The sequence below is a fragment of the Oleiphilus sp. HI0079 genome, assembly GCF_001635105.1.
The window spans coordinates 1-18792 of sequence record NZ_LWFT01000502.1 but is presented as its reverse complement, the minus strand read 5'-3'; the positions used below and the strand labels follow the sequence as shown (position 1 = coordinate 18792).

At 47.9% G+C, this 18792-nt stretch carries 18 protein-coding genes; 16 read left to right on the top strand and 2 right to left on the bottom strand.

Annotation, left to right across the window (positions count from 1 at the left end; genetic code table 11):
• From A3750_RS06560 to A3750_RS06490, 15 genes are all read left to right on the top strand, one after another.
• The coding region (locus tag A3750_RS06560) for an FHIPEP family type III secretion protein (protein WP_197474945.1) at positions 1-851 on the top strand (851 nt) is incomplete at its 5' end.
• A gap of 23 nt (positions 852-874) precedes the next feature.
• On the top strand, positions 875-2287 hold the full coding sequence (gene flhF, locus A3750_RS06555) for a flagellar biosynthesis protein FlhF (RefSeq protein WP_068464305.1): 1413 nt from the start codon (positions 875-877) through the stop codon (positions 2285-2287).
• A 123-nt stretch (positions 2288-2410) separates the two neighbouring features.
• On the top strand, positions 2411-3223 hold the full coding sequence (locus A3750_RS06550; RefSeq protein WP_068453448.1) for a MinD/ParA family protein: 813 nt from the start codon (positions 2411-2413) through the stop codon (positions 3221-3223).
• 85 nt (positions 3224-3308) lie between these two features.
• Positions 3309-4025 (top strand): RNA polymerase sigma factor FliA, encoded by a 717-nt coding sequence (locus A3750_RS06545; RefSeq protein ID WP_068548112.1) that lies wholly within the window; start codon positions 3309-3311, stop codon positions 4023-4025.
• 135 nt (positions 4026-4160) lie between these two features.
• On the top strand, positions 4161-4547 hold the full coding sequence (gene cheY / locus A3750_RS06540; RefSeq protein ID WP_068453444.1) for a chemotaxis response regulator CheY: 387 nt from the start codon (positions 4161-4163) through the stop codon (positions 4545-4547).
• A gap of 10 nt (positions 4548-4557) precedes the next feature.
• On the top strand, positions 4558-5355 hold the full coding sequence (locus tag A3750_RS06535) for a protein phosphatase CheZ (protein WP_082873215.1): 798 nt from the start codon (positions 4558-4560) through the stop codon (positions 5353-5355).
• Between the two features lie 22 nt (positions 5356-5377).
• Positions 5378-7687 (top strand): chemotaxis protein CheA, encoded by a 2310-nt coding sequence (locus A3750_RS06530; protein WP_068548111.1) that lies wholly within the window; start codon positions 5378-5380, stop codon positions 7685-7687.
• A gap of 30 nt (positions 7688-7717) precedes the next feature.
• Positions 7718-8890 carry a chemotaxis response regulator protein-glutamate methylesterase gene (locus tag A3750_RS06525; protein ID WP_068548113.1) on the top strand — a complete coding sequence of 391 codons (1173 nt, stop codon included), beginning with the start codon at positions 7718-7720 and terminating at the stop codon, positions 8888-8890.
• Positions 8890-9645: a flagellar motor protein gene (locus A3750_RS06520; RefSeq protein ID WP_068457002.1), complete on the top strand. Its 756-nt coding sequence runs from the start codon at positions 8890-8892 to the stop codon at positions 9643-9645. The genes A3750_RS06525 and A3750_RS06520 overlap by 1 nt, the downstream gene beginning before the upstream one ends.
• Before the next feature lie 13 nt (positions 9646-9658).
• On the top strand, positions 9659-10444 hold the full coding sequence (motD, locus tag A3750_RS06515; RefSeq protein WP_068456999.1) for a flagellar motor protein MotD: 786 nt from the start codon (positions 9659-9661) through the stop codon (positions 10442-10444).
• 229 nt (positions 10445-10673) lie between these two features.
• Positions 10674-11456 (top strand): ParA family protein, encoded by a 783-nt coding sequence (locus tag A3750_RS06510; protein ID WP_068548110.1) that lies wholly within the window; start codon positions 10674-10676, stop codon positions 11454-11456.
• Between the two features lie 45 nt (positions 11457-11501).
• Positions 11502-11780: a hypothetical protein gene (locus tag A3750_RS06505; protein WP_068456994.1), complete on the top strand. Its 279-nt coding sequence runs from the start codon at positions 11502-11504 to the stop codon at positions 11778-11780.
• Positions 11781-11799: 19 nt separating this feature from the next.
• Positions 11800-13041 (top strand): CheW domain-containing protein, encoded by a 1242-nt coding sequence (locus A3750_RS06500; protein ID WP_068464302.1) that lies wholly within the window; start codon positions 11800-11802, stop codon positions 13039-13041.
• A 143-nt stretch (positions 13042-13184) separates the two neighbouring features.
• Positions 13185-13673, top strand: coding sequence for a chemotaxis protein CheW (locus A3750_RS06495; RefSeq protein WP_068453606.1), 489 nt, complete (start codon positions 13185-13187; stop codon positions 13671-13673).
• 20 nt (positions 13674-13693) lie between these two features.
• A complete protein-coding gene (locus A3750_RS06490) occupies positions 13694-14137 on the top strand; it encodes a DUF2802 domain-containing protein (RefSeq protein WP_068453604.1) in 444 nt (147 codons plus the stop codon).
• Positions 14138-14162: 25 nt separating this feature from the next.
• Here A3750_RS06490 and A3750_RS06485 read toward each other — a convergent pair whose 3' ends face one another.
• Positions 14163-14636 carry a hypothetical protein gene (locus A3750_RS06485; protein ID WP_068453602.1) on the bottom strand — a complete coding sequence of 158 codons (474 nt, stop codon included), beginning with the start codon at positions 14634-14636 and terminating at the stop codon, positions 14163-14165.
• A 447-nt stretch (positions 14637-15083) separates the two neighbouring features.
• Here A3750_RS06485 and rimO point away from each other — a divergent pair, with 447 nt between their 5' ends.
• Positions 15084-16442 (top strand): 30S ribosomal protein S12 methylthiotransferase RimO, encoded by a 1359-nt coding sequence (gene rimO / locus A3750_RS06475; RefSeq protein WP_068453597.1) that lies wholly within the window; start codon positions 15084-15086, stop codon positions 16440-16442.
• A 49-nt stretch (positions 16443-16491) separates the two neighbouring features.
• Here rimO and A3750_RS06470 read toward each other — a convergent pair.
• The coding region (locus tag A3750_RS06470) for an efflux RND transporter permease subunit (RefSeq protein ID WP_068548107.1) at positions 16492-18792 on the bottom strand (2301 nt) is incomplete at its 5' end.

Genomic DNA, 18792 nt, shown 5'->3' with positions numbered 1-18792 from the left:
GAATTACCTTAATGGGCGTTAGCCTCGCCGAGGCGGAGATTCATCCAGATCGGGAGTTGGCAATTAATCCTGGTCAGGTTTTTGGTGAAATAGAGGGTATTGCCGGGATCGATCCTGCGTTTGGTATGGAGGCGGTATGGATCGAGCCTGATAAGAAAGATCAGGCGCAGGCTTTGGGATATACAGTTGTGGATGCGAGTACCGTTGTTGCCACGCACATGAATCAGTTGCTTCAGAAGCATGCCTACGAATTGATCGGGCACGAAGAGGTTCAGCAGTGGCTTGACCAGCTAGGGAAGCAGGCGCCTAAGCTAGCCGAAGAACTCGTCCCCAATACCTTGAGTGTTAGTAGTCTGCTTAAAGTCTTGCAGAATCTTTTGCAAGAGGATGTGCCGATTAAAGATATGCGGTCTATTGCGGAAGCGCTGATAAGTCGCGCTCCGAAGGGTGCTGAGCCAGATCAGCTTACGGAGGCATGTCGTCAGGGTCTGAAGCGGCTTATCGTTCAAACCTTAATTGAGAATGCCGCTGAGATCCCGGTTATTACGCTAGAACCCGAGCTGGAACAGCTATTGCTTAAGTCAGTACAGCAAGCGCAGAAAACTGGCGCGCCGGATGAGTTAGGAATGGTGCTAGAGCCGGGGATTGTAGAGAATTTGCAGCGATCTTTGAGTGATGCAGTACAGCGACAGGAAATGCTAGGTAACCCAGCAATACTGCTGGTTTCCGCTCCGGTCAGACTCGCGATGGCGAAGTTCTCGCGCTTTGTAAACGACAGTGTTCGGGTTCTCTCATACCAAGAAATTCCGGATAACAAACAAATAAATATTGTCGCGACCGTAGGTCAATAAATTGACGAGCTGGGTAAAGAACTATGAAAGTTAAGCGTTATTTCTCTCATTCTATGCAGGATGCTTTACGTCAGATCCGCGAAGATCTTGGTCCGGATGCCGTTATCCTCTCCAACTCCAAGCAAAATGGCGGTGTCGAGATTTTGGCAACTGCGGAATATGATGAGGAGCAGTTCGATCCATCAAGTGAGCAGAGAGCTGCCCAGTCTCGGTCAGATCACCGCGTCGCTGAGCGTGAAAGTGCTCGATTCAATGCAGTGAGTCCATCCGAATTGGCGCGCCAACGTGCAGAGAAAAGTATCAAGCTTCAAGAAGAGCTAGAGCGAAGCCGCGACAAAATCACTTCTGTTAAGAACAAGCGCGAACAAACGCAGATCTCTGCGCGAAAAGAGCGAGTAAGTGAGCGTCCTGCTTTTCAAAATCCGGCGCAGCAATCAGGCTTTGCGGGCCGAGCTTCATCTCGTGATGACACGACTCAATCCCAGCATGATGATGCCATTGTCATTATGCAGCAGGAGTTGAAAGAGCTTCGTCATTTAATTTCCAAACAGTCTCAGCGCAATGAAGAGGCCCGTGCGCAGGTTAATGTTAACCCTGCAAACACGATGTTGACCGAACGGCTCGAGAGTATAGGAATTCAAAATCCCATTAGAGAGCAGTTGGGTGAGAGGCTTTCAGCCGAACACGACTTTGATACAGCTTGGGCGAAAGTGCGAAAGCAGCTGCACTCTGCGATACAAACCGAGTATAGCGAGATCATCGATATGGGAGGGGTCGTTTCTCTTGTTGGTCCAACGGGAAGTGGCAAAACGATGACCGTCGGTAAGTTGGCGGCGCGTTATGTCATGCGACATGGCGCAGAGAGCTTGGCTCTGGTGACCACAGATCGTTATCGTATTGCAGCGCATGAGCAGTTGAAGGTGTTTGGACGTATTCTGAATGTGCCAGTGCATGTAGTGGATGAGGAGAACTGCCTCGACGATATTCTAGACAGGTGTTCTGATCGCAAACTCGTTCTGGTTGATACGGCAGGGCTGATGCAAAGCGACCGTTCATGGAATGAGCAATTGAAAGAGTTGAAGATGTCTGCACACAGGATTCAAAACTATCTTGTTATGCCGGCAACGGGTCAGTATGCCGTCATGAAGGCGAACTATAAGCATTACAAAATGGTGGGTCTTGCCGGTACGATTTTAACCAAGCTCGATGAGGCTGTCAGTCTTGGCGAGGCCATCAGTTACCTCGTTGCGAGTAAGTTGTCCTGCGCATATGTGACTGACGGGCAGCGCGTTCCTGAAGATATTCATCTTGCTAACAAAGAAGACTTGTTGAATAAGGCGGAGGAGTTATTGAATAACTCCGAGCGATGGGTGACAATTCCTGATCACGACTCGGTGCAACAGAACACCGATTATGCATTATCCGATTTTGCCTAAACATCACTGGCGCATGAATAAGCCTATTGTTTTTTTATGCCTGGCGAACTTTGCTATTCGCTTCACTAAAGTTCGTGCTATGTTTTTGCATCTAAGAAGTAAAACAAAAGGATACGATTAAGTATGGCGAATTCTAGCCCTGTTCAAGTTATCGCTGTAACCGGCGGAAAGGGTGGTGTGGGTAAAAGCAACGTCTCGATCAACCTTTCTATTGCACTCGCTGAGTTAGGTCGACGAGTCATATTGCTAGATGCCGACTTGGGGCTTGCCAATATCGATGTCCTGCTTGGGATTACCGCTAAAGGCAACATCGCGGATGTTGTGTCTGGTGAGTTATCGCTTCGAGATATTCTTGTCGAAGGGCCGAAAGGCGTCAAAGTTGTTCCTGCTGCTTCTGGCACCCAGAAAATGGTTGCGCTAAACCACATGGAGCATGCGGGGCTGATCAATGCGTTCAGCGAACTCTCTCAAGACCTTGATGTTTTGATTATTGATACTGCTGCAGGAATATCTGACGGCGTTGTTTCGTTTGTTCGCGCAGCACAAGAGGTGCTCGTTGTGGTGACGGATGAGCCTACATCCATAACTGACGCTTACGCACTTATTAAATTGCTTAATCGCGACTATGATATGTACCGCTTTAGAGTGCTGGCCAATATGGTCCGCTCTCCAGAAGAGGGGCGACATTTGTTTTCGAAGCTAACGACCGTTACAGAGCGTTTTCTAGATGTTGCTCTACAGTACGTAGGAAGCGTTCCATTTGACGAGAATGTCAAGAAAGCGGTGCAGCGTCAGCGCCCTGTTCTTGAAGCGTATCCTAGAGCAAAGGCGTCCATTGCTTTTAAGCAGCTTGCGCAAAAAGCCGATTCATGGCCTTTGCCTAGTACTCCAAGAGGGCATTTGGAGTTTTTTGTAGAGCGTTTGGTGCAGGCTTAAGTTACTCCAAACACTTACGATCACCTTTATTCGGAAACCGGGATGGTAATAGGGACGCTGTCTCGGTTTTTTATTGTTAATTTAGATGTATAACGAAAACGAAACGCAATACGCAGAAGAGTTAATCGTTACGCATGCGCCTCTGGTTAAGCGCATTGCGCATCACCTCATGGCTCGCTTGCCTGCAAGCGTTCAGGTGGACGACCTAATTCAGGCCGGAATGATTGGCTTGCTCGAAGCGGCGGGGAAGTTCGAGTCAGGCCATGGCGCGACTTTCGAAACCTACGCGGGCATTCGTATTCGCGGTTCGATGATGGATGAGGTGCGCAAAGGTGACTGGGTGCCGCGTTCGGTCCACAGGAATGCGCGACGAATCGCGGAAGCCATTCGGAAGGTTGAAGTTCGCACAGGTGGTGATGCGAGCGATGAAGATGTCGCCGCAGAGCTTGAAATGACATTAGATGAATACTTCACCTGTCTCAAAGATAGCAACGCTGGCAAGCTTTTCTCGCTGGATGAGTTAGCAGAAAACACAGAGGGAAGTGGCCACGAGTTTGAAAGTTCAGCTGTGAATGATCGACCAAGTGAAGCCGTTAGCGTGCATGCGTTTAAGCATGCGCTTGCTGGTGAAATCGAGGGGTTGCCAGAGCGTGAGAAGCTTGTTTTGTCACTTTATTATGAAGAAGAGATGAATCTTAAGGAAATTGGACTAATACTAGATGTCAGCGAGTCACGTGTTAGCCAGATTCACTCTCAGGCAACGATGCGTTTAAAGTCCCGTATGCATGAGTGGGTCGAATAAAACTCTGATTTTAATTAAATGCGATAAAGCTATTGATTTGGCAGTAAAAAAACTGGCTAGACTGATAACAAAGGCTAGACTTCAGGGTAGGGTTTGAAGCGCTAATATGAGGTTTCGACAGCATTGGAGGTCGACTTGAATAAAGATATGAAAATCCTTGTGGTAGATGACTTTTCTACGATGAGGCGAATAATTAAAAACCTACTGAGAGATTTGGGGTTTACTAATACCGATGAAGCAGATGATGGCAATACTGCGTTGCCCATGCTTAAAACCGGTAAGTATGACTTTTTAGTGACGGACTGGAACATGCCTGGTATGACGGGCATTGAATTGCTCAAGACAGTTCGGGCTGATGATGACCTTAAAACACTCCCAGTTCTCATGGTGACGGCTGAAGCAAAACGCGATCAGATTGTTGCTGCCGCGCAAGCAGGCGTAAATGGTTATGTTGTAAAACCATTCACCGCTGCCGTGCTTAAAGAGAAAATCGAAAAGATTTTTGAGCGTATCGACGCCTAAAAGAGTGCTTATGACTGAACAAACTTCTACCTCAGGAGCGTCGAGCAATATTGAAGATGTCGATGGTTTTGAACTTCTCCTAAAAGAACAGGCTAACAAACTGAAAGAGGCGGTAGACGGGGGAGATATATCTTCTGCGTTGGCTGTGATTTCCGATATTAATCAGACTCGCGATAAAACGCTCTACGTTGAAGTCGGCCGTTTAACGCGAAGCTTGTACGAGTCTATTCGCAACTTCCAGATCGATTGCGGTGATGCGCAAAGCCAGGAAGAACTCTCCAAAATTAATGATGCGTCGGATCGTCTAGCGTATGTGGTCGATATGACAAGCAACGCGGCCAACAAGACGATGGATCTTGTCGAAGACACAATGCCCTATGCATCGCACATGAATACAGAAGCTAAGCAGCTCAAGTCAGAGTGGGAAAAGCTTCGCCGAAAAGAGATGACACCAAGTGAGTTTCGTGACCTTTCCGGTCGGATGGATGGTTTTTTGGAACAGCTTACGAACGACTCCGATAAGGTGTATCAGAATCTTTCAGCTATCTTATTAGCACAGGATTTTCAGGATTTGACGGGCCAAGTAATTAATCGAGTTACAGGTTTGGTTAAAGAAGTTGAAGAAAACCTCGTTAACTTAGTAAGTATGGCAGGCAAAGTTGACACCATCACCGGTACTGTCCACGACATTGAATCTGTCGGGACAAACATGGATGGCGAAGGCCCGCAGATGAATAAAGAAGAGCGTGCAGATGTTGTTAGCGGTCAGGATGATGTAGACGATTTATTGTCGAGCTTGGGTTTCTAGAAATAAATTGAGGGGTTAGTGAATGAGCTTTGAGGCAGATGAGGAGATCTTACAAGACTTCTTGGTAGAGTCAGGTGAGATTCTTGAACAGCTATCTGAGCAACTGGTATCGCTTGAGCAAAACCCTGAAGACAAAGACCTTTTAAATGCGATCTTCCGCGGTTTCCATACCGTAAAGGGCGGTGCTGGATTTTTGCAGCTAGAAGCGCTTGTTGGTTGTTGTCACATTGCGGAGAACGTTTTCGATGTTCTTCGAAATGGAAAGCGTGTAGCGGATGCCGAATTAATGGATGTGGTGCTGCGTGCTTTGGACACGGTAAATGTCATGTTCGATGAGGTACGCTCAGGACAAGAGCCAACGCCTGCGGAACCTGAACTTCTGGAAGACTTAGAGCGTTTCGCTACTGAACAAGGTAGTGAGCCTGAGCCAGCTGCTGCAGAAGAGCCTCCAGCTGAAGACGAACCAGCAACCCCTCAGCCAGATCCTCAGGAACTCGTTAATCAAATTGCTTCGGCAGACGGAGACATCACAGACGATGAGTTTGAGATGCTCCTAGACGCGCTTGATGGCCCCAGTGGCGCAGCTGCAGCACAAGGGGCGTCTGACAAGATCGAGTCGTCTGCGCCTGCTGCGAGTGATATTTCGCAAGATGAATTCTCTAGTCTTATCGATGAGCTTCATGAGCATCAGGTGCCTTCTGATAAAGCGTCAGAAGCGGCTTCAGATTCTGCTCCCAAACAAGAGGCGACTTCAAACGGTGAAGGTTCTGATGAAATTACCGATGATGAATTCGAAAAGCTGCTTGATGAATTGCATGGCGAAGGGCAATTTGACCCAGCCAAGGCGGATGATTCGGCCGCGGCTGATGCTTCAACTGCATCCCCTTCAAGCGCAGCTGGCGGTTCAAATAGTGAGCTGATCACTGATGATGAGTTCGAAAAGTTGCTTGATGATCTTCATGGCTCCGGGAAGGGGCCGGCGACTGACGGAGCTGCAGCGGCGAAGGTTGAGGCTCCGGCCCCTGCCAGCGCAAAGTCCGAACCAGAAACAGCAAAGCCTACTCCGCCACCGGCGAAGCCGAAGGCGCCTGCAGCGGCCTCTAAACCTGCGCCACCGGCTAAAACTGCTGCTGATAAGCCAAAAGCTCCTGCGCCACGCAATGAAGGTTTAACGACTGAGACCACCGTTCGGGTCGACACAAGCCGTCTAGACGAAATTATGAATATGGTTGGCGAACTTGTTCTTGTGCGAAATCGGCTCAAGCGTTTAGGCGATGACAGCACGGACGAGGCTCTGCAGAAGGCCGTCTCTAATCTTGATGTGGTGACTGGAGATCTGCAATCGGCTGTTATGAAGACAAGAATGCAGCCAATTAAGAAAGTATTTGGTCGTTTTCCTCGCGTTGTCCGTGACTTGGCTCGTAACCTTCGTAAAGAAGTTAATCTCGTCTTGCAGGGTGAGGATACTGACCTTGATAAAAACCTTGTTGAAGCGCTATCGGACCCACTTGTCCACTTAGTTCGCAACGCTGTTGATCACGGGATTGAAATGCCTGATGTGCGAGAGAGCAATGGCAAACCTCGTTTGGGTGAAGTGTTGTTATCTGCCGAACAGGAAGGTGATCATATTTTGCTCTCCATTCGCGATGATGGCGCGGGGATGGATCCAAATGTGTTGCGCAGAAAAGCTGTGGAGAAAGGCGTATATGATCAGGATGCCGCGGATCGTCTATCCGATAACGAATGTTATAACCTGATTTTTGCTCCGGGCTTTTCGACCAAAGAAGAGATATCCGATGTATCAGGTCGTGGTGTTGGTATGGACGTCGTTAAAACCAAAATCACGCAGCTAAACGGCAGTGTCAATATCGATTCAGAGCTTGGTAAGGGAAGTTGCCTGACCATTAAAGTTCCTCTAACCCTTGCGATTATGCCTACCTTAATGGTGAAGCTCGAGCAGCAGGCGTTTGCTTTCCCTCTGGTCAGTGTTGTGGAAATCTTCCATCTTGATCTGACGAAGACAAATATTGTTGACGGGCAGGAATGTGTTGTTGTCCGCGATAACGTTTACCCCTTGTTCTATATCAAGCGTTGGTTAGTCAATCAGTCAGGTGAGACCGACCCGCAATCTGCGCATGTTGTCATTGTTGCTGTTGGAACGAAGAAGGTTGGTTTTATTGTTGATCAGCTTGTTGGTCAGGAAGAGGTTGTAATCAAGCCTTTGGGTGGCATGTTGCACGGTACACCCGGCATGGCTGGTGCAACCATCACAGGCGATGGCCGCATTGCTCTCATTCTTGATATACCCAGTTTGCTAACGCGTTACGCTTAGTTCTTAATTAATCAGGGATGCATGGTTTTCATGGCTGTAAAAGTTCTCATTGTTGATGATTCTGCTTTTTTTAGGAAACGATTAAGCGAGATTCTACAAAAAGCTGACTCGATTGAGGTTGCTGGTACTGCCAGCAATGGCAAAGAGGCTTTGCAGCAGGCGAAAGCGCTGAACCCTGATGTCATAACAATGGATTACGAGATGCCAGTGATGGATGGGATCACCGCCATTCGCCACATTATGAAAGAGGCTCCTTGTCCTATTTTGATGTTTTCTTCCCTCACGCATGAGGGGGCTCGTGTGACACTTGACGCCCTAGATGCTGGGGCTGTGGACTTCCTACCGAAAAACTTCGAAGACATCGCGCGTGATGCGACGAAGATGCAAGACGTGCTGACCAATCGTATTCTTTCTATCGCCCGAAAGAACCGACTTGCTCCCAGATCTAGTCCGAATACTTCGCCCAGAACGCCTGCTTCATCGGTGCAGAGCGGTGATTCACTCACCACGAGAGAACGCCTGCAGAAGTTGGCAAATGGTGGTTTAAGCCGTTCTTCGTCCAATAATTCAGCTTCACCAAGATCGGCCAGTTCAGGCAGTTCAGGTCGATCATCTGGTACAGAGAGAAAACATCCCGTTAGTGTTGTTGCTATTGGCACATCAACTGGCGGTCCCGTTGCATTACAAAAAGTGGTTACCAAGCTACCGGCATCGTTTCCGGTACCTATATTGCTTATACAACATATGCCGGCAACATTTACCCCTGCCTTCGCAGAGCGTCTTAACGCACTGAGTGCTATTAAGGTGAAAGAAGCAGAGGATGGCGATGTGCTGCAACCAGGGTGTGCCTATCTGGCGCCTGGTGGCAAGCAAATGCTCGTAGGGAATCGAGGTGGTAGAGCGTCAATTTCTATCTTGGACGGGGATGAGCGTCTTACTTACAAACCATCCGTGGATCTTACATTTGGTTCCGTTTCTAAGAGTTTTCCTGGCAAGGTGCTTAGTATTGTCTTAACCGGGATGGGCGCAGATGGAAAAGAAGGTTGTCGGCTTATGAAGTCTAGCGGATCGACTGTTTGGACACAGACCGAGGCAACATGCGTTGTCTATGGTATGCCAATGGCGGTTGATAAGGCGGGCTATAGTGATAAGAGCTTGGACATAAATGATGTTGCCGAGCAATTGGTAAATAGGTTGACCTAATGGATTACCTCAGCATTGTCGGGTTGCTACTTGGCTTCTTGGCAATTTTTGGTGGCAACGCAATAGAAGGCGGGACAATAGAGACGCTCGTCAACGGTCCAGCGGCGCTAATCGTCATCGGCGGCACGCTAGCTGCAACTTGCCTTCAAACACCATTCAACGTTTTCAAGCGAAGTCTCGCCGCATTGCGGTGGGTGTTTTTTCCTCCTCATGTTTCGATAGATGATGGCATACACAAGTTGCTCTCTTGGAGTATTAAAGCGAGAAAGGAAGGTCTGCTTGGGCTAGAAGATGTGTTATCAAAAGAACGGGAGTCTTTTTGTAAAAAAGGCTTGCAGCTCCTAGTTGATGGTTCTGAGCCAGAATCAATACGGTCGGTTCTTGAGGTAGACATGTATTCGCGCGAGCAGCGTGATCTCGATCTCGCAAAGGTTTATGACTCTATGGCGGGTTACTCACCGACAATTGGAATAATTGGCGCGGTACTAGGATTGATTCAGGTGATGAGCAATCTCGCTGACCCATCCTCACTCGGCGCAGGTATTGCGACGGCATTTGTTGCTACTATATACGGGGTGGGATTTGCGAACCTCTTTTTGCTCCCCGTCGCTAACAAGATTCGATACCAGGTTGAACGCCACGTTCGATACCACGAAATGCTTGTTGATGGTTTGATTTCCATTGCAGAGGGCGAGAACCCGCGCTCCCTTGAGCTGAAGCTGAAAGGCTATTTGCACTTAGACTCAACAGATTGAGGCGCGCTTTTTCATGAAACGCTCCAGACATCATAATTCAAACGAAAATCATGACCGCTGGCTGGTCTCGTACGCAGATTTCATTACGCTTCTTTTTGCCTTTTTCGTTGTTATGTACTCCATCTCTTCGGTCAATGAGGGCAAATACAAGGTTTTGTCAGATTCGCTGGAAGGTATATTTAACACGCGCCCAAAAAGCCTCGAGCCGATTCAGATAGGAGAATTGAACGATAGAACTGAACGTCAGGCTGCTTCTGAAGGGATAAACCCTATCTTGATTGGTCGTCAAGACAGTTATGAGTCGATCAAGGAAAAGTCCGACGATGTGCAGCTCGAATCGATAGCTGGAGAGTTTGAAGAAAGTTTTGAAGATCTGATTTACGAAGATCAACTATCTGTTCGGGTTCTCGATGACTGGGTTGAAATATCCTTGCGCGACGAAGTTGTGTTTCAAAGCGGAGGGGTTATCCCCGCGGAGGAGGCCTTTGAGGTTATTAAGCGAATCTCAGGGGTCTTACGGTCAAAAAATAACGGCGTATTGATTGAAGGGCATACCGATAATCTGAGAATCAACAATAGCCAATTTCCAAGTAACTGGGAGCTTTCGGTGGCGCGAGCGGCTACTTTTCTCAGGTTGTTGTCTATTGAAGGGATCGACGAAGGTCGCATGGCGGCCATCGGCTATGGGCAATACCGACCATTGGTTCGAAATGACACGCCACAAGGCCGAAGAGAAAACCGTCGTATCGTCTTACTGATCTCGCGCTCGGGAGATGTGAGACAGAGCCTGATCGAATAAGCATCTACTTCATTTTATTCCTCATCTTTGATGCATAACTCTGTGATTTTTATGCCAAATCAAACGTGCGCGAACCACTTTTTGGCATGAGATGTGCATTTTCTTCAATAACGACATTTTGTTGGCGGTTCAGTATTTATGGCTTTCATTCCGAGTGAAGTAGCCAAATGCTATGATCTCTGCCATAGATTATGAAGTACAAAAAATATAATTCAGGAGTCATTCAAACGTGCGTATTTGGGCGATCGCTAATCAGAAGGGTGGGGTAGGTAAAACCACTACGGTTGTAACGCTTGGAGGCCTGCTAGCGTCACAAGGCAAGCGTGTTCTTGTTATGGACCTTGACCCCCATGGTTCGCTTACTAGCTATTTTGGTCATGATCCTGACACAATCGAACAGAGTGTATTTGATCTGTTTATGCACAAGGGCGCGGTACCTGATGGTTTGCCGGAATCCCTTATTACGGCAACTTCTTGCCCGGGCTTGGATCTTATGCCGGCCTCAACCGCTCTAGCGACGCTTGAGCGTCGAATGGTCGGCGTTGATGGTATGGGTTTAATCATCTCTAAGACCCTCGCTTTGTTGTGGGATCAATACGATTTCGTTCTGATCGATAACTCTCCTTCTTTAGGAGTGCTGATGATTAACGCTTTGGCCGCTAGTCAGCAGCTTGTTGTACCTGTTCAAACCGAGTTTCTAGCGATTAAGGGATTGGAAAGAATGATGCACACCTTATCGATGGTGATTCGATCCCAGAAAAGCAATTTGCAGCACATGATTTTGCCTACAATGTTTGACCGCCGAACTCAGGCGTCAACTCAGAGTCTGAGAACCATCAAACAAACATGGGGTGACAACGTGTGGAAGTTCGCTATCCCGGTAGATACGAAGTTTCGAGATGCAAGTATGCAAGGGCTTGTTCCTTCCGAGCTTGACGCTGCGACTCACGGCGTTAGAGCGTATAAAAAATTGCTTGAAACTCTGTTAGAAAAAACACCTAACGGGATATAGCGGGAGCGAGGGCATTTGCACATTTCTCTTAAGGAAAACAATTCCGTGGGAAATGATGAGATCATTGGTGACTATCTTGATGCTCTATTATCAACGCCAATGCCGGTTAAGGTTATACGTAACCGATTTGAGTTACAGCGTACGATTAAACTAGACGACATTTTAAGTGGTCAGCGAACACCAAGTCAGCAGGAAGCTGTTTTAATTTTGCTTACCACTCTGAGGTTAAGCCGACAGTTGCGCGACAACGCGCGTGTTAAATCAAGTTTGTTGCAGGTCGCATCTCAGCTTGTTGTTTACCTCAGACGAAGTAATGCAGCCTAAAATGGCGCCGAGGTAAGAAGTGAGCAAAGAGAAGTCCGATCAAAATAAGGAAACCAAAGCGAGCCGTGCGGACGACTTGCTGTTGGACTATTTTGATCAGATGTTTGCAACGCCACCGCATGCGTCCAAGTCGAGCGATCCAGTTACCGAAAAAGCGACACAAGAGGCCGAGAGTCAGCCAGCCACTCCAGTCCCGCCCGTCAGTGCCGTACCGAATGAAAGAGAGGGTAGCGATCCAGAAACCAAAGCGTCATCAGATGAGTCATTCGCTAAGCAAATGTCTGAGGCTGATGGCTTTGCTGCGGAGCCAGTAGCGACCAGCCACTCTCGCCATCCTAATTTGAAGCCCGCTAGCGCCATTCTAGCTAGAAAGAAGTTAAGACCATTCAAAGAATCAAACGACAAAAAAGATGTCGTCGTTGCAGGCTTGATGCCAAAACTAAAGCCCGCGGCCAAGCAGCCAGAGACGAAAACTGAGGCAGCGCAGACCATGGCGCTGAAAGAAGCAACGGCTTCTGCTCATCTTACCGAAGAGCCAGATCTCAGGGCTGATCATAAGTTAGAAGCTGAAACAACGCCGATAGAAACGGTTGAACTTAAGCAAGCTAGTGCGACCGAGCCGGAGATCGCGCAAGAGGTTCAAGAAGCTCAGAAAATTGCAGTTCAAGAACGGGTGAGCGGTGATGTAGAAGAACCCGAGGTTTCGCCTCAAATAAAGTCGCAAACGCAGACATTAGAACCGGCCGAGATAAGCTCTTCTTTCGAAGAAGAACCACCCGCAGCGGTACCTCCAAATAAGATTCCGCCATTTCGGGAGTTGGCCGAATTTGAAATGTTATTGTTTGATGTAAGAGGTCTACAGCTCGCTGTTCCTCTTATCTCGCTAGGATCGATACATCGTTTAGAGAGTGAATTTACGCCAATCGTTGGGAGAGCAGATTGGTATTTGGGAATGTACCGAATTGGCGATCGGAACCTCCAAGTCGTCGATACCGCTCGTTGGGTGATGCCATCGCGAATGCAGCATAGTTCGGATGAGCCCTATGAGTTCGTTATTAGGTTAGCTGATACGCATTGGGCCTTGGCCTGTAGTAGTGTTCAACAAGCGATCCGCGTAGAGCGAGATGAAATCAAATGGCGTACTCAGCAAGGTAAACGGCCATGGCTCGCAGGGACGGTAATTTCTAAAATGTGCGCTTTACTGGACGTAGAGAGTATGGCGCGCCTGCTTGATGAAGACAAATTGCAGGATACGCCCTAAGTTCTTAGCGAGATAAACAATGTCCAAGAGTGGCGCATGGTGGGCTTTGTTCTATATTAAAGTGATATGAATAAGCTCGCCGGCGTCAATACGCTGCGATATCCATAAACAAGGGCTACGATTTGCCCAAAACGAGGCTTTAAATGTCTTCCAATACTGTACATAGTTCTGATCAGTCAGAAGATAAGATTCTGCAATATGTTACGTTCCGCTTAGATGATGAAACGTATGGCATCAATGTGATGCAGATTCAGGAAGTGTTGCGTTACTCTGAAATCGCTCCCGTTCCTGGCGCTCCACATTATGTCCTAGGGATTATCAACTTACGTGGCAACGTTGTAACGGTAATCGATACGCGCACACGTTTCGGTTTAGCCCAATCTGAGGTAAGCGATCAGACACGAATTGTTGTCTTGGAGCTTGAGGGTCAGGTTGTCGGTGTACTCGTCGACTCTGTAGCGGAAGTGGTTTACTTAAAAGAGTCAGAGATAGAAACCGCGCCTAATGTTGGTAACGATGAGAGCGCGCGCTTTATCCAAGGCGTATGTAATAAAAACGGCGAGCTGATCATTCTTGTAGAGTTTGAGAAAATGCTTTCTGAGGAAGAATGGGCAGAGATGGTAGCGCTTTAAGCGCTGCTAGGGAGAGAGCGATGTCAGTTTTGATTTCTTTTGAGTATCTCGCATTAGGCTCTTCAGCGATTGCGATTATCTCGGTTGCCTACGGCTTGTATTCAGCAAGTGTAACAAGAAAGCAGGTTGCAACGTTGAGCGATCACATTAACGAGTTGGGCAAAGAGCTGAATGCAGTAAACCATTCAACGCTAGGGATGGGACGTCGTTTGCAATCTCTGGTGGATAAGAACGAGCATCTTGAGAAAAAACTGGAAGAGATTCAAAAGAATGACCCAGTAAAGGTCAGCTATTCGGAAGCGGCTCGACTTGTAAAAATGGGTGCGAGCATTGAAGAGCTGATGAGTGCATGTAGCATTTCTCGACCAGAGGCTGAGCTTGTTTCTGCGTTAACGAACCAAACAACGGTTCAAAAAACTGATTCCAAGAAGCAAGATATCCCTCTTCTTAAAACCAAGGCCTAATCTCGCTAAGGCAATTGCGTTCGATCTACGCGACTCGCTGCTCAAGGTCTCTTTGCGTCGTCTCATTTGAACTGTTGCTAATTTGATGCACATTATCATTGAGGCTTTGAGCATTCTCGGCAGCTGCATTGCTTGCACGAAGCTTACGCTCCACATAGTGCTCTAATGCATTCAGCGATCGCACTCCGGCCTCAGCAAAATTCATCTGCAACTCAAACTTCGTTCTGGACATTCGACGTAAAGACGTTACATGGCAAGCGGCCATAATGCGACCCACTTCTGGTAGACCGAAGTCGACGTCGAGATCAACTGTTTGTTTTAGCGAAACGGTGGGGGTTCGAGGGAAGAGCTCTTTGAGCGCCGCTTGATCGCAGTGCAGAACGAGTCCGCTTTTCGAAATCGAATCAAATTGCGCTTCGGTTGAGGCGCCGTTTGATGTTTTCAGCGTTACGTTGCCACTGATACTCAAGTGTGTGTGGTAAATTAAACTTCTGCTCATGGTTCATCTCTCTTGTGCTACTTCCGCAGCGTTTCCCGCATTTTGTTATGTCGGTTTCTAGATCAAACTAGATTTTTTGTTCTGCTCTTCTGGTGAGAGCTTCAACCTATTTTTTAACGGCTTTCATGCATGGCGCATGACGACATCTATGACATTTACAGCAAGATCATTGCCGTTTATATGAGACTAGATAAAAAACAGTGCTTAACCATTTGTTTTGTGTAACCAATAGCAACTAAATTGAAACAAGAGGTGCACAAAAGGTTAATTGAGGGTGCGCTAATGCACATATTGGTGCATTTTCAGTTACATGTGGTTGCAAAGGGGTGTTTTGCAACAAATCGAATGGCTTATGGCTCCCTTCTAGCGAAGGCTCTAAGCATGCAAGCGCGCGTCTCTTCCGTTATACTTCGCGCGGCTTAAACGTTATCAATTTTGGGTGAAAAAATGGCTGATTCAGACAGTATAAATGTAGAGAATACCGCGGGAAGCGGCCGTGTAGGGTTTGTAAGCCTTGGTTGCCCAAAAGCATTGACTGATTCGGAGCGTATTCTCACTCAATTGAAGTTAGATGGTTACGATGTTGTTCCGAGTTATGACGATGCAGATGTTGTGGTGGTAAACACCTGTGGTTTCATCGATTCGGCGAAACAAGAATCTCTAGATGCGATCAACGAGGCGATGGCGGAGAACGGAAAAGTAATCGTAACCGGTTGTATGGGCAAGGGCGCTGATGCGGAGCTGATCAAGAAAGTTAGTCCTGATGTATTAAGTGTGAGTGGTCCTGCCGATTACGACACCGTGTTGAATGCCGTTCACGAATATGTCCCGCCAATCGAAAACCCTTCGCACTATAGTGATCTTGTTCCCGCGCATGGGGTTAAGCTTACGCCTCAACATTATTCTTTTCTAAAAATATCTGAAGGCTGCAACCACCGTTGCGCATTTTGCATTATTCCTCATATGCGTGGAGATCTTGTAAGTCGTCCTATATCGGCTGTCATTGATGAAGCGAAAAAGCTAGTCGCTGCCGGCACGCGTGAGCTACTGGTTATTTCGCAAGACACAAGTGCCTATGGTGTGGATGTGAAGTTCAAACTCGATTTTAATGCGGGCGACCCTTTAGAAACGAGAATGCAAGACTTGGCCGTTGCCTTGGGTGAGCTAGGTGTTTGGGTTCGAATGCACTACGTGTATCCTTATCCGCATGTCGACAAGCTGATTCCGTTAATGGCGGAAGGTAAGATATTGCCCTATCTAGATATTCCTTTTCAGCACGCGAGCAAAAAGGTACTCAAAGCGATGAAGCGCCCCGCGCATGCCGAGAAAGTACTGGATCGCATTAAGAAATGGCGTGAGGTGTGTCCAGAGCTCACTATTCGCAGCACATTCATCGTGGGCTTTCCCGGTGAAACCGAAGAAGACTTTCAAGAGCTGCTCGACTTTCTAGATGAAGCGCAGCTTGATCGGGTGGGTTGTTTTACGTATTCACCAGTGGAAGGCGCGCCGGCCAATGATCTGCCTGATCATGTGCCCGAAGACATCAAAGAGCAGCGTAAACAACGCTTTATGGAAAAACAGGCAAAAATCAGCGCTGCGCGCTTGCAAGCGAAAGTGGGTACGCGTCAATTTGTGATTATCGATGAAATAGCGGAGGAGGGCGCCGTCGCTCGAACGATGGGCGATGCGCCGGAAATCGATGGCCAGGTCTTTATCGACGGCGCAACCTTTTTAGATCCGGGCATGATTGTCGAGGTTGAAATTGAAGAGGCCGATGAATACGACCTCTGGGCACACATAGTTTAAGTCTGTTTTCAGTATTGGTAAATCGGGGCAATCATTGCCCCTGTTCGCTTTACTCTGTTTGAAGCTGGACTGCTTGCTTGTCTTGCTGCTTGGCCGCTCTTTTTTCCCGCATTTCTTCGATTTTTGAAACCAATGCGGGAATAACGAACAGGATGAGTACGGTCGCGTAGGCCAGACCAAACGAGATGCTTACCGCCATTGGAATGAGAAATTGCGCCTGCAACGACGTTTCAAATAACAAAGGTAGCAAGCCAGCAATCGTTGTCAGAGATGTCAGTAGTACGGCGCGCAAACGCAGGCAAGTGGCGTTCACGATGGCCTCATGAATAGCTTGTCCTTGCTCCCTTAGCTCTCGATAAAATGTCACGAGAATAATCGCATCGTTAATCACAATCCCCGACAGACCAAAAAAGCCAAACCACGAGAGCATCGTGAGATTCAGTCCGAGCGCCCAGTGCCCAAGAATCGCACCAGAGATACCCAACGGAATGGCGAGAATAACCGCTAAAGGCCAAGAGTAAGAGCCAAACACCCATGCAAGAATGATATAGATGAGCGTAAAGCCGATAGAGGCTCCAAGCATCATCTCCGAACCTGTTTTGCGCTGCTCCTCGGCACGACCTTTAAGTTCATAATTTAAGCCGTAGCGCGCTGCTAGTTCAGGTAAGAAACGCTCGTTTATATCGTCCAATACCACATTCGCATTATTCTGGCTGGAATCGACCCCCGCGGTGACTCTGAGACCAAATTTACCTTCGGTGTGCCGAACAAGCTCAAGCCCTTTTCTGCTCTCTAGCGTCACAACATTGTCCAGTCGAACGGTCTCCCCACGGTTTGTGATGATGGGAAAACTGTTAAGCGTTCGAGATGCGTTTCGTTCCTGTTCAGGGAGGATAATGCGCACCTCTACTTCCTCGTTCTCGTCATAGAATACTTGGAGTAGTTGGCCATCAAAGCCTGCGCGTAGCTGCTTTCCAATATCACTAACGGTCAGCCCCAACGCTTCTCCCTGAGGCGTAAGTGCGTAAAGAAATTGGCTTTTCCCGTAAGGTATATCGTCTTGAATATCATTCACGCCAACATAGCTCTTAAGCTTTTCTTGCAGCTCTTCACTGGCGGCTTTGAGGACTTCCGAGCCTTGCCCCGTCAAGAAGATATCGATGTCTTTGCCAGGAGGCCCACCACGCGGGCTAGTAATACTCAATTGCTCAATACCATCTGGAAGAGACAGCTCCGCTTTCCATGCGGATATGAGTTCGGGATTACGGACGTTTCGCGCGTCCGGAGTCACTGTTTCAACGTGCAAAGAGGCATATTGCTCACCTTGCTGATAGTTCTGACCGCCATCAAGGGTTGCCTGATTCACACGTAATACTGCGTGAACAATCAGATCCTCTTCGCGTTCATATTTCTCGAGTAATTTGTCGTTTGCACGCCAAAGCGCATCTTCCATTTGCTGCGCGAACGCGCGGACATCGTTAGGCGGGGTGCCGGAAGCGAACTTCACATTTCCTAGCAAGACTTGGTTTTCAGGCTGTGGAAAGAACTCAAATTGTATTCTTCCGGAGATAATGAGAAAAATGGATACAAAAAATACAGCAATTGCGAGTGCTAGGGTTGTACCACGATTGCGCATTGCTTTTTCAGATAGCGAGCGAAATGTTCCATCACGAAATGCATTAAAACGGCTGTCAACGGCCTGTCTAAACCGACTTTCCTTTGCATGATGGCCCATCTTCTTAAGGCTATGATGAAGGTGCCCGGGCATGATCAGGAAACACTCAATGACGGATGCAATAATCACACAAACAATCACCAGTGGAATCGCAAATAGTATGTTGCCAATAATGCCGCTAATAATCATCAGTGGTAAAAATGCAGAAATAGTCGTTAGCGAAGACGACATAACGGGTACGAACATTCTTCTGGCTCCGCCTTCTGCTGCCTGTAACGCCCCTTCACCTCGTTGAAAGTGGGTGAGGGCGTCTTCACCGACGACGATGGCATCATCAACGATGATCCCCAGCGCCATGATTAAGGCAAACATACTCACCATATTAATGCTGCCGCCGAGAGCATACATCACGGCTAGCGTTCCCGCGAAGGACACAGGAATACCCACCGTCACCCAGAAAGCAACGCGACCGTTTAGCAGGATAAACAGAATCGCGACAACTAAAATCAATCCGCCTAAACCATTTTTGATGAGCAGGTTTATGCGATCTTCTATCAGAACATAGGCTTCGTTATACGAGTCTAGGTACATCGTGGGGGGCAGAGTCTCGCGCACTTCACTCAGCCAAGTATTAAATGTTTCGGCTGCTTTGAGTGTGTCTGAACTTGGCGTACG

Coding starts and splice junctions, on each gene's coding strand:
- flhF (WP_068464305.1), top strand. CDS start 875: ATGAAAGTTAAGCGTTATTTCTCTCATTCTATGCAGGATGCTTTACGT.
- A3750_RS06550 (WP_068453448.1), top strand. CDS start 2,411: ATGGCGAATTCTAGCCCTGTTCAAGTTATCGCTGTAACCGGCGGAAAG.
- A3750_RS06545 (WP_068548112.1), top strand. CDS start 3,309: ATGTATAACGAAAACGAAACGCAATACGCAGAAGAGTTAATCGTTACG.
- A3750_RS06535 (WP_082873215.1), top strand. CDS start 4,558: ATGACTGAACAAACTTCTACCTCAGGAGCGTCGAGCAATATTGAAGAT.
- A3750_RS06530 (WP_068548111.1), top strand. CDS start 5,378: ATGAGCTTTGAGGCAGATGAGGAGATCTTACAAGACTTCTTGGTAGAG.
- A3750_RS06525 (WP_068548113.1), top strand. CDS start 7,718: ATGGCTGTAAAAGTTCTCATTGTTGATGATTCTGCTTTTTTTAGGAAA.
- A3750_RS06520 (WP_068457002.1), top strand. CDS start 8,890: ATGGATTACCTCAGCATTGTCGGGTTGCTACTTGGCTTCTTGGCAATT.
- motD (WP_068456999.1), top strand. CDS start 9,659: ATGAAACGCTCCAGACATCATAATTCAAACGAAAATCATGACCGCTGG.
- A3750_RS06495 (WP_068453606.1), top strand. CDS start 13,185: ATGTCTTCCAATACTGTACATAGTTCTGATCAGTCAGAAGATAAGATT.
- A3750_RS06490 (WP_068453604.1), top strand. CDS start 13,694: ATGTCAGTTTTGATTTCTTTTGAGTATCTCGCATTAGGCTCTTCAGCG.
- A3750_RS06485 (WP_068453602.1), bottom strand. CDS start 14,636: ATGAGCAGAAGTTTAATTTACCACACACACTTGAGTATCAGTGGCAAC.
- rimO (WP_068453597.1), top strand. CDS start 15,084: ATGGCTGATTCAGACAGTATAAATGTAGAGAATACCGCGGGAAGCGGC.